The organism is Mycolicibacterium arseniciresistens (assembly GCF_030519285.1).
Classification (GTDB): Bacteria; Actinomycetota; Actinomycetes; order Mycobacteriales; family Mycobacteriaceae; genus Mycobacterium; species Mycobacterium arseniciresistens.
This window is the reverse complement of record NZ_JAUMSQ010000300.1, coordinates 1-10,576: the sequence shown is the minus strand read 5'-3', so window position 1 is coordinate 10,576 and position 10,576 is coordinate 1. Positions and strand designations below refer to the sequence as shown.

Here is a 10,576-nt window from a genome sequence, read left to right as displayed (position 1 = left end):
GGCCACGGCCCCCGCCGCTTCGGCGCTCACGCACACGACGAGCCTGTACGTCTACGCCCGCGAGACCGTCGGGTACGCGCTCTCGATCGACGGCCGGGTGCATTCGCCGGGCAGCGGGCCGGGCACCATCGCCGCGCTGCCCGCGCAGTCGAAATTGTTGGGCGGCACAGGACAATTGGAGTCCACGGTCAGCGACGAGGCGGTGCTCGCGGCCGCACGGCGCCAAGGCGTCGTCCCCGCCGACGGACCGGCGTCGACCCTGGCGAACGTGCTGCGCGCGGCACGGCAGGGCAACGCGGCGGCCAGGGAGCTGCTCACCGAACGCGCCCGCGTGCTCGGCGAGTCGATCGCCCTGCTGCGCGACCTGCTCAACCCCGACGACCTCGTCGTCGGCGGGCAGGCGTTCACCGAGTACCCGGAGGCCATGGCGACGGTCGAGACCGCCTTCGCCGAGCGGTCGGTGCTGGCGCCGCGCGACATCCGGCTGACGGCGTTCGGCAACCGGGTGCAGGAGGCCGGCGCGGGCATCGTGTCGCTCGGCGGGCTGTACGCCGATCCGATCGCGGCGATGCGCCGTGCGCAGGCCCGCCGCCCCGAAGCCAGCGCGTAGCCGAGGTGTAGACATGACGGTGTGCGCCTAGCAGCGGATCAGCCGGACGTCTCAGCGCGCCGCGTCGCGGTGCTCTCGGTGCACACGTCGCCGCTGGCCCAGCCCGGCACGGGCGACGCAGGCGGGATGAACGTGTATGTCCTGCAGACCGCGCTGCACATGGCGCGCCGCGGCGTCGAGGTCGAGATCTTCACCCGCGCCACGTCGTCGGCCGACCCGCCGGTGGTGCGGGTGGCGCCCGGTGTGCTGGTGCGCAACGTCGTCGCCGGACCGTTCGAGGGCCTCGACAAATACGACCTGCCGACGCAGCTGTGTGCGTTCACCGCGGGCGTGCTGCGCGCCGAGGCCACCCATGAACCGGGCTACTACGACATCGTCCACTCGCACTACTGGCTGTCGGGTCAGGTGGGCTGGCTGGCCCGCGACCGCTGGGCGGTGCCGCTGGTGCACACCGCGCACACGCTGGCCGCGGTGAAGAACGCCGCGCTCGCCGAGGGCGACGCGCCGGAACCGCCCTTGCGCGCGGTCGGCGAGCAGCAGGTGGTCGACGAGGCCGACCGGCTGATCGTCAACACCGAACACGAAGCGCGCGAACTGGTCTCGCTGCATCACGCCGACCCGTCGCGCATCGACGTCGTGCATCCCGGGGTCGACCTCGACGTCTTCACCCCTGGCGACAAGCGAGAAGCCCGGGCCCGGCTCGGCCTGGCCGCCGACGAGGACGTACTGGCCTTCGTGGGCCGGATCCAGCCCCTCAAGGCGCCGGACGTGCTGCTTCGCGCGGCCGCGAAACTTCCCGGGGTGCGGGTGCTGATCGCCGGCGGACCGTCCGGCAGCGGGATGGCCACACCCGACGGGCTGGTTCGGCTCGCCGACGAACTGGGTATCGCAGACCGCGTGACGTTCCTGCCCCCGCAGTCCCGCGAAGACCTCGTGACGGTCTACCGCGCCGCCGATCTGGTCGCGGTGCCCAGCTACTCGGAGTCCTTCGGACTGGTCGCCGTCGAGGCCCAGGCCTGCGGCACCCCCGTGGTGGCCGCGGCGGTCGGCGGCCTGCCCGTCGCCGTGCGTGACGGCGTCACCGGGACCCTGGTCGACGGCCACGACACCGACGACTGGGCGCATGCGATGAACGCCCTCCTCGAACGCGGGCCGGACACCATGCGCGACGCGGCCGTCGCGCACGCCGCGTCGTTCTCTTGGGCGCACACCGTCGACGCACTGCTGGCCGGTTACGGGCGGGCCATCTCCGACTACCGCACCCGCCACCCGCGCCGGGACGCGACCACCCGCCGCGGCGGCAGGCGGTTCTCGATGCGGCGCGGGGTCCGCGCATGACCGAACGCGTCCAGAAGATCATCGAGGACACGCTCGTCGAGCACGGGCTGAACTACACCCTGCACGCAGGCGCGCGCGGCGGGCTGCCGGGCATCGTGGTAGCCCTGCCCGGCGAGCGCAGGCTGACCACCAACACGATCCTCACCGTCGGCGAGCACTCGGTGCGCGTCGAGGCGTTCGTCTGCCGCAAGCCCGACGAGAACTTCGAGGGCGTCTACCGCTTCCTGCTCAAGCGGAACCGCCGTCTCTACGGCGTGGCCTACACGCTGGACAACATCGGCGACATCTACCTCGTCGGCCGGATCGCACTGCCCGCGGTGACCGCCGAGGAGCTCGACAGCGTGCTCGGCCAGGTGCTCGAGGCCGTCGACAACGACTTCAACACGCTGCTGGAACTCGGCTTCAAATCGTCGATCCAGCGGGAGTGGGAGTGGCGGGTCAAGCGCGGCGAATCGCTGAAGAACCTGCGCGCATTCGAGCACCTCATCGACGATGCGAGCGACCAGGACGGTGCCGCACAGGCGTGAGAGGATGCCAGCCATGGCTGATTCCGGAGAATCCACGCTGATCCTGCTCCGCCACGGCGAGAGCGATTGGAACGCGAAGAATCTGTTCACCGGCTGGGTCGACGTCGACCTCACCGACAAGGGCCGGGCGGAGGCGGCGCGCGCCGGCGAGCTGATGGCCGAGCTGGACCGGCTGCCCGACGTCGTCTACACCTCGCTGCTGCGGCGCGCGATCACCACGGCCAACCTGGCGCTGGACAAGGCCGACCGGCACTGGATCCCGGTGCACCGCGACTGGCGGCTCAACGAGCGGCACTACGGTGCGCTGCAGGGCCTGAACAAAGCCGAGACCAAGGAGAAGTACGGCGACGAGCAGTTCATGACGTGGCGGCGGAGCTACGACACCCCGCCGCCGCCGATCGAAGCGGGCAGCGAGTTCAGCCAGGACACCGACCCCCGCTACGCCGACATCGACGGCGGCCCGCTCACCGAGTGCCTGGCCGACGTGGTCGCCCGGTTCGTGCCCTACTTCGAGCAGACCATCGTCCCGGACCTGCGGGCGGGCCGGACCGTGCTGATCGCCGCGCACGGCAACTCGCTGCGCGCCCTGGTGAAGTACCTGGACAAGATGTCCGACGACGACGTCGTCGGGCTGAACATCCCCACCGGTATCCCGCTGCGCTACGACCTGGACTCCGACCTCAAGCCGCTGGTGGTGGGGGGTACCTACCTGGACCCCGAGGCGGCCGAGGCCGGCGCGGCGGCCGTTGCTTCGCAGGGCGCGAAGTAGCCATCGGAAGGCCCCGCCCCGGCAAACAGTGGGTTAACGCGGCCCGAACACCTGCTCCTGGCTCTGTGACATGTCTCGTTTTGGCCGCACGCTGCTGGGATGACGTTCACCGGATGCGTACGCTTTTCGCGTGAGCGTGGTTTCCGCGCTGCTGCTGACAGCAGTGGTTGCGTTACTCGCCCTGGCCGCCGGGGCCGGGGTGGGTGCGTTGCTGACGCCCCGGATCCTCGAGGCCAGGCAGCGCCGGGCCGTCGAACAGGCCGGCATCACCGTCTCCCAGATGCTCGCCCACATCGTGTCGGCGTCGCCGACGGGGATCGTCGTGGTCGACACCTTCCGTGACGTCGTCTACTCCAACGAACGGGCCATCGAGCTGGGCCTGGTGCGGGAGCGTCTGCTCGACGACCGGGCATGGGCCGCGGCCGAGCACACGCTGTCGACCGGTGAGGACGTCGACGTCGACCTGACCCCGCGCAAGCTGCAGCACCCCGGCCGGTCGGGCCTCTCGGTGCGCGGCCACGTGCGGCTGCTGACCCAGGTCGACCGCCGGTTCGCCGTCATCTACGTCGCCGACCAGTCCGAACACGCCCGCATGGAAGCCACCCGCCGGGACTTCGTGGCCAACGTGAGCCACGAGCTGAAGACCCCGGTCGGCGCCATGGGCGTGCTGGCCGAGGCGCTGCTGGCCTCGGCGGACGACCCCGACACGGTGCGGCACTTCTCCGAGAAGATGGTCGCCGAGGCGCACCGGCTGGCCGACATGGTCGGTGAGCTGATCGAGTTGTCCCGGCTGCAGGGCGGCGAACGGCTGCCCGACCTGGAGATCGTCGAGGTGGACAGCGTGGTGTCCGAGGCCCTGTCGCGGCACAAGGTGGCCGCCGACAACGCCGACATCGCGATCACCACCGACGCGCCCACCGGGTTCCGCGTGCACGGTGATCAGGCGCTGCTGGTCACGGCGCTGGCGAACCTGATCTCCAACGCGATCGCCTACTCACCGCACGGATCGTCGGTGACGATCAGCAGGCGCAGGCGCGGCGACAACATCGAGATCGCGGTGACCGACCGCGGCATCGGCATCGCCAAGGCCGACCAGGAGCGGGTGTTCGAGCGCTTCTTCCGCGTCGACAAGGCGCGTTCGCGGGCGACCGGCGGCACCGGCCTCGGGCTGGCGATCGTCAAACACGTGGCCGCGAACCACAACGGATCGATCCGGCTGTGGAGTCAGCCGGGTACTGGGTCGACCTTCACGCTGTCGATCCCCGCATACTTCGGTGTCGACGGCGACACCGCTCACCAGTTCGACCAACGAGAGGACCCCGCCGGACCATGACCAGTGTGTTGATCGTGGAAGACGAAGAGTCGCTGGCCGATCCGCTGGCGTTCCTGTTGCGCAAGGAGGGCTTCGAGACGACGGTGGTGGTCGACGGCCCGTCGGCGCTCGCCGAATTCGACCGTTCGGGGGCCGACATCGTGCTGCTCGACCTGATGCTGCCCGGCATGAGCGGCACGGACGTGTGCAAGCAACTGCGGTCGCGGTCGAGTGTGCCGGTGATCATGGTGACGGCGCGCGACAGCGAGATCGACAAGGTGGTCGGCCTCGAACTCGGCGCCGACGACTATGTCACCAAGCCGTATTCGGCCCGCGAGCTGATCGCGCGCATCCGCGCGGTGCTACGTCGCGGCACCGAGAACGACGAATCCGGCATCGGCGACGGCGTACTGGAGGCCGGCCCGGTGCGGATGGACGTCGAGCGGCACGTCGTCAGTGTGAACGGTGAGGCGATCACGTTGCCGCTCAAGGAGTTCGACCTGCTCGAGTACCTGATGCGCAACAGCGGCCGGGTGCTCACCCGCGGTCAGCTCATCGACCGGGTGTGGGGCGCGGACTACGTGGGCGACACCAAGACGCTCGACGTCCACGTCAAGCGGCTGAGGTCGAAGATCGAAGCCGATCCCGCCAATCCGGTGCACCTGGTGACCGTCCGCGGCCTGGGCTACAAGCTCGAGGGCTGAGTCCGAAACGACGGCGGTGGGCCCCCTCGCACGTAGGGGACCCACCGGTCTGTCGTCACCATCGAGGCGCGACCCCTGCACGAACCAGACGCCGCGACGAAACGTGTCGTGATCGTGCGATTTCAGCAACGTTCGCGTAGTTAGCTAAGCTCTGTTAGGCTCCGCATCGGAGTCACCCCTAGAGCGAAGGCCTCAATGTGTCGTGCCGCCTGTGTGCATCTGATCGGCTGATCAGCGTCCTCGATCTCGGCGCGACCCCGCCGTGCGAGAAATTCCTCTCGGCCACCGACCTCGAGCTGCCCGAGGCGACATTTCCGCTGCACCTGCGGCTGTGTGCCGACTGCCTGCTGCTCCAGATCCCCGCGCTGATCACGCCGGAGGACACCTTCACCGAATACGCCTACTTCTCCTCGTTCTCCGACAGCTGGGTCGATCACGCACGCCAGTTCGTCGGCGGCGCTGTCGAACGGCTGGAGCTGACGCAGAAGTCATTTGTCATTGAAGTTGCCAGCAACGATGGCTACCTTCTTCAACACGTCGTCGACGCGGGCGTGCGCTGCCTCGGCATCGAGCCGTCGGTGAACGTCGGCGCCGCGGCCGTCGAGCGGGGCGTGCCCACGGTGACGGCGTTCCTCGACGAGGCGACGGCCCGCGACGTGCGAGCCGAACACGGCGCCGCCGACCTCGTGGTCGCCAACAACGTCTATGCCCACATCCCGGACCTGCTGGGGTTCACCCGCGCGCTGCGTCTGCTGATGGCCGACGACGGCTGGCTGTCGATCGAGGTGCACCACGCACGCAACCTCGTCGAGCTCGCCCAGTTCGACACGATCTACCACGAGCACTTCCAGTACTACACAGTGGCTTCGGCCGCGCGGGCGCTCGCAACGGCCGGGCTCGCCGTCGTCGACGTGGAGCTGATCCCCACCCACGGCGGATCGATCCGGGTGTGGGCCAGGCCGGAGCCGGTCGCGGGCACACCGACCGCGCGGGTGGCCGAGGCGCTGGCCGCCGAGGAGGAGGCCGGCCTGCACGACGTCGCCGGCTACGTCACGCTGCGGCCCCGCGTCGAGCACGTCCGTCACGAACTGCTGCGCTTCCTGCTCGACTGCCGCGCGGCGGGCAAGCGGGTGGTCGGCTACGGCGCCCCCGGCAAGGGCAACACGCTGCTCAACTACTGCGGCATCCGGTCGGACCTCATCGAGTACACCGTCGACCGCAACCCGTACAAGCACGGCAGATACACCCCCGGCACCCGCATCCCGATCCATTCGGTGGACCGGCTCGAGAAGGACCGGCCCGACGTGATCGTCGTGCTGCCGTGGAACCTCGCCACCGAGATCACCGAGCAGCTGGCCTACACGGCCGAATGGGGTGCGCAACTGGCGATCCCGCTGCCGCACCTACAGATCGTCCAGCCCGGCGCGACCACTCCGGCACGCCGAACCACGAATGGGGACCCCGAATGAAGGTAGTGCTGTTCTGCGGCGGATACGGCATGCGGATGCGCAACGGCGCCGAGGACGTCGTGCCCAAGCCCATGCAGATGATCGGCCCGCGGCCCCTGATCTGGCACGTGATGCGGTACTACGCGCACTTCGGGCACAAGGACTTCATCCTCTGCCTCGGCTACGGCGCGAGCCACATCAAGGACTTCTTCCTGAACTACCAGGAGGCGATGTCGAATGACTTCGTCATCCGGGACGGCCAGGTCGACCTGCTGGACTCCGACATCGCCGACTGGACGATCACCTTCGTCGACACCGGGCCGGAGTCGCCGATCGGTGAGCGGCTGCGCCGGGTCCGGCACTTCGTCGAGGACGACGAGTACTTCCTCGCCAACTACGCCGACGTGCTCACCGACGCGCCGATGGACCAGATCGTTGACGAGGTGAAGGCGTCTGGCGCCGCCGCCTCGATGCTGATCGTGCCGCCGCAGTCGTCGTTCCACTGCGTCGACATCGCCGAAGACGGCAACATCAGCGGCATCACCGCCGTGTCGCGACTCCCGATCTGGGAGAACGGCGGCTTCTTCGTGCTCAAGACCGCCGACGTGCTCGAGCTCCTCACCGAGAACTGCGACCTCGTCGAGGACGTCTGCGGCAAGCTGGCCGCCCAGGGGAAGCTGTACGGCCACAAGCACTTCGGGTTCTGGAAGCCGGCCGACACCTTCAAGGAGCGTGCCGAGCTCGACGCCGGATACCAGCGGGGCGACCGGCCGTGGATGCTCTGGGAGCACTCTAAGGCGGCTCCGCAGCTCGCACCGGCGACGTGATCGATCTGCAGGCAGGCGATCTGAGCGAGATCGCCGTCCTCGGGGCGCACTGCGACGACATCGCCATCGGCATGGGTGGCACACTGCTCGCTCTGTCAGAGGCCAACCCTGGCCTGCGTGTGCATGCGCTGGTGCTCAGCGGCGCCGGTACCGAACGTGAGGCCGAGGAGCGGGCCGCGCTCGCGGCGTTCTGTCCGGGTGCGACGGCGGCCGTGACGATCCTCGATGTGCCCGACGGGCGCGCACCTGCGCACTGGGAGCGGGTGAAGGACGCGCTGAAGGCGTTTCGCGCGACCTGTTCGCCCGACGTGGTGTTCGCCACGCATCGCGGCGACGCCCACCAGGATCACCGGATGCTCGCCGAACTGGTGCCCACCGAGTTCCGCGACCAGCTGATCCTGGGTTACGAGATCCTCAAGTGGGAGACCGACACCCCCGCGGTGACGGTGTTCCATCCGCTCGACACCGCGACGGCCGAGGAGAAGGTCCGGCTGCTGCACAAGCACTATCCGTCCCAGACCGCCAGGGACTGGTTCGACGAACTGTCGTTCCTCGGGCTGTCGCGGCTGCGCGGCGTACAGTGCCGCAGCAGTCACGCCGAGGCATTCGTGGTCGACAAGGTCGTCGTCAAATTCGGGAAAGGCAACGCCGCATGACACAACGGGTTCTGATCACCGGCCACCAGGGATACCTCGGCACCGTGATGGTCCCGGTGCTGCAGGCCGAGGGCCACGACGTCGTGGGCCTGGACAACGGCTACTTCAGCGACTGCGTGCTGGGCCCGGCTCCGGTGGACCCGCCCGGCCTGCGCACCGACCTGCGCGACGTGACCGTCGAGGAGCTGCGCGGATTCGACGCGGTGGTGCACCTCGCCGCGCTGTCCAACGACCCGCTGGGGGCGCTGGAGCCGCAGATCACCTACGACATCAACCACTGGGCGTCGGTCCGGCTGGCACGGCTGGCCAAGGACGCGGGCGTGAAGCGGTTCCTCTACGCGTCGACCTGCTCGGTGTACGGCGCGGCGGGCGACGGGCTGGTCGGCGAGGATGCGCCGCTGCGACCCCTCACGCCGTACGCGATCAGCAAGGTCCGCGTCGAGGACGATGTGGCGGCGATGGCCGACGACGACTTCATCCCCGTGTTCCTGCGCAACGCAACGGCCTTCGGCTTCTCGCCGCGACTGCGCGCGGACATCGTGCTGAACAACCTGGTCGGCCATGCGGTGCTCAGCGGTGTGGTGCGGGTGATGTCGGACGGCACGCCGTGGCGCCCGCTGGTGCACGCCCGCGACATCGCGCAGGCGTTCGCGGTCTGCCTGTCGGCGCCCGCGGAGACCATCTCGTGCCGGGCCTTCAACGTCGGCGGCGAGGCGAACAACGTCACGGTGGCGCAGATCGCCAACGAGGTGGTCGATGTCGTACCCGGCTCGACGGTCGCGATCACCGGGGAGAGCGGCGCCGACCCGCGCTCCTACCGGGTCGACTTCAGCCGGGCCCGCAACGAGCTCGGCTTCGAGGCGGCATGGTCGATCGCCGACGGTGCCGCCGAGCTGTATGCCGCGTACACGGCACACGGTCTGCAGCGCAACGACTTCGAACACAAATTCACCCGGTTGGCGCGACTGCAGGAATTGCGTGGCAGCGGAGCGATCGACGAGACGATGCGACGTGTCAGCGCAATTGCGTGAGCAGTTCGCCCCAGGTGCCCGCGGCGGCGTCGCGGTCGGAGATGCGCGTGACCGGCAGCGGCCAGTCGATCGCCAGTTCGGGATCGGCGTGGTGCACCGCGACGTCCTCGGCCGGGTCGTGCGGACGGTCGATGCGGTAGCAGACGTCGGCGATCTCGGTGAGCGACTGGAAGCCGTGCAGGATGCCGGGCGGCACGTACAGGTGACGGAAGTCGTTGTCGTCGAGCAGGAACGACTGGTGCCGTCCGAAGGTCGGCGACGACGGCCGGGCGTCGACGAGCACGTCGTGCACCGCGCCGTGCGCGCAGCGGACGAGCTTCGCCTCGCCGCGGCCTCGCCGTCCGTGCAGGCCGCGGATGACACCCCGGGCCGAACGGGACTGCGAATCCTGCCGGAACGCCGCGGCGGCGCCGGGGGTGCCGAGGTGATCGTCGAAGATGTCCGCGTCGAAGGTGCGGGTGAACAGGCCACGATCGTCACGGTGCGGCTGCGGGACGAGCACCACCACCCCGGCCAGCTCGGCCTGCTCGATACGCACGAGGACATGCTGCCATGAGTTGTCGCGGATGCGGGGAGCCTGCGCTGCGCCGGGTGCTGGACCTGGGCGCCGTGCCCGCGGCCGATCACTTCCCGCCGGCGTCGTCGCCGGTCCGGCCGCAGGAGACGGCTCATCCGCTGGCGATGGCGCTGTGCCCGGACTGTGGGCTGGCCCAGCTGTCGGAGGACGACACGGTGACCGACGAACCGCGCGGGATCGAACCGCAGGCGCTTCGCGATCAGGCTGCCGACGCGGTGGCCCGGGTGGCCGGCCAGGGCTGGCTGACGGGCGCCACGGTCCGCGAGTTCGGCAGTCCGCACGGCGGCAGCTGGCTCCCGCTGCTCGCCGACCGCGGATTCGCCACCACCCCGGGACCCGCCGACGTGGTGCTCGACTGCTTCGGCATCATGCACGAACCCGATCAGAAGGCGGCGTTCGCACAGCGTGCGGCCGCCACCCGACCCGGTGGCGTGCTGCTGCTGCAGTACCATTCGCTGGCCGCGATCGTGTCGCACGGACAGTGGAATGCGTTGCGCCACGGACACTTCGCGTACTACTCGATGCCCGCGCTGGTTCGGTTGCTCGCCGGCGCCGGGATGCGGGCGGAGACGGTGTGGCACTTCGACCTCTACGGCGGCACGGTGCTGGTGGCCGCCGTGCACGGCGACGCGCCGCCGGGACCCGACGCTGCGGCGTTGCTCGACGCGGACGCGGCGATGACCGACCCGCGGCAGGTCGGGGCGTTGCAGACCGCCGCCGACACCCACGCGTCGCAACTGCGCGGGTGGCTGGAGTCGGAACGACATGCGGGGCGGC

The 10,576-nt window shown here is 69.7% G+C and carries 12 protein-coding genes; 11 read left to right on the top strand and 1 reads right to left on the bottom strand.

Annotated features, from left to right (window positions below):
• From Q2100_RS26300 to Q2100_RS26255, 10 genes are all read left to right on the top strand, one after another.
• Positions 1 to 610, top strand: a 610-nt coding sequence (locus Q2100_RS26300) for an ROK family protein (protein ID WP_302916433.1), incomplete at its 5' end; no start/stop codon positions are given.
• A 21-nt stretch (positions 611 to 631) separates the two neighbouring features.
• Entirely contained in the window at positions 632 to 1,948 is a 1,317-nt protein-coding gene (gene mshA, locus Q2100_RS26295; RefSeq protein ID WP_302916432.1) for a D-inositol-3-phosphate glycosyltransferase, read from the top strand.
• Complete coding sequence (locus Q2100_RS26290; RefSeq protein WP_302916431.1) at positions 1,945 to 2,475, top strand: type III secretion system chaperone family protein; 531 nt, start codon at positions 1,945 to 1,947, stop codon at positions 2,473 to 2,475. The genes mshA and Q2100_RS26290 overlap by 4 nt, the downstream gene beginning before the upstream one ends.
• Before the next feature lie 13 nt (positions 2,476 to 2,488).
• Entirely contained in the window at positions 2,489 to 3,244 is a 756-nt protein-coding gene (locus tag Q2100_RS26285; protein WP_269896856.1) for a phosphoglyceromutase, read from the top strand.
• A gap of 130 nt (positions 3,245 to 3,374) precedes the next feature.
• Positions 3,375 to 4,577 (top strand): sensor histidine kinase, encoded by a 1,203-nt coding sequence (locus Q2100_RS26280; RefSeq protein ID WP_264013104.1) that lies wholly within the window; start codon positions 3,375 to 3,377, stop codon positions 4,575 to 4,577.
• Entirely contained in the window at positions 4,574 to 5,260 is a 687-nt protein-coding gene (gene regX / locus Q2100_RS26275; protein ID WP_264013105.1) for a two-component sensory transduction protein RegX, read from the top strand. Before Q2100_RS26280 ends, regX begins: the two co-directional genes overlap by 4 nt.
• Positions 5,261 to 5,457: 197 nt before the next feature.
• Positions 5,458 to 6,729, top strand: a complete 1,272-nt coding sequence (locus tag Q2100_RS26270; RefSeq protein ID WP_264013106.1) for a class I SAM-dependent methyltransferase — start codon at positions 5,458 to 5,460, stop codon at positions 6,727 to 6,729.
• Entirely contained in the window at positions 6,726 to 7,535 is an 810-nt protein-coding gene (locus Q2100_RS26265) for a glycosyltransferase family protein (protein WP_264013107.1), read from the top strand. The genes Q2100_RS26270 and Q2100_RS26265 overlap by 4 nt, the downstream gene beginning before the upstream one ends.
• Positions 7,532 to 8,191 (top strand): PIG-L deacetylase family protein, encoded by a 660-nt coding sequence (locus Q2100_RS26260; RefSeq protein WP_302916430.1) that lies wholly within the window; start codon positions 7,532 to 7,534, stop codon positions 8,189 to 8,191. Before Q2100_RS26265 ends, Q2100_RS26260 begins: the two co-directional genes overlap by 4 nt.
• The gene (locus Q2100_RS26255; RefSeq protein WP_302916429.1) at positions 8,188 to 9,222 is read left to right on the top strand and encodes an NAD-dependent epimerase/dehydratase family protein; all 1,035 of its coding nucleotides are present in this window, start codon (positions 8,188 to 8,190) and stop codon (positions 9,220 to 9,222) included. The genes Q2100_RS26260 and Q2100_RS26255 overlap by 4 nt, the downstream gene beginning before the upstream one ends.
• Here Q2100_RS26255 and Q2100_RS26250 read toward each other — a convergent pair.
• Complete coding sequence (locus Q2100_RS26250; RefSeq protein ID WP_302916428.1) at positions 9,206 to 9,760, bottom strand: dTDP-4-dehydrorhamnose 3,5-epimerase family protein; 555 nt, start codon at positions 9,758 to 9,760, stop codon at positions 9,206 to 9,208. The two genes, Q2100_RS26255 and Q2100_RS26250, sit on opposite strands and share 17 nt — an antisense overlap.
• Before the next feature lie 14 nt (positions 9,761 to 9,774).
• Here Q2100_RS26250 and Q2100_RS26245 point away from each other — a divergent pair.
• The coding region (locus tag Q2100_RS26245) for a class I SAM-dependent methyltransferase (RefSeq protein ID WP_407667699.1) at positions 9,775 to 10,576 on the top strand (802 nt) is incomplete at its 3' end.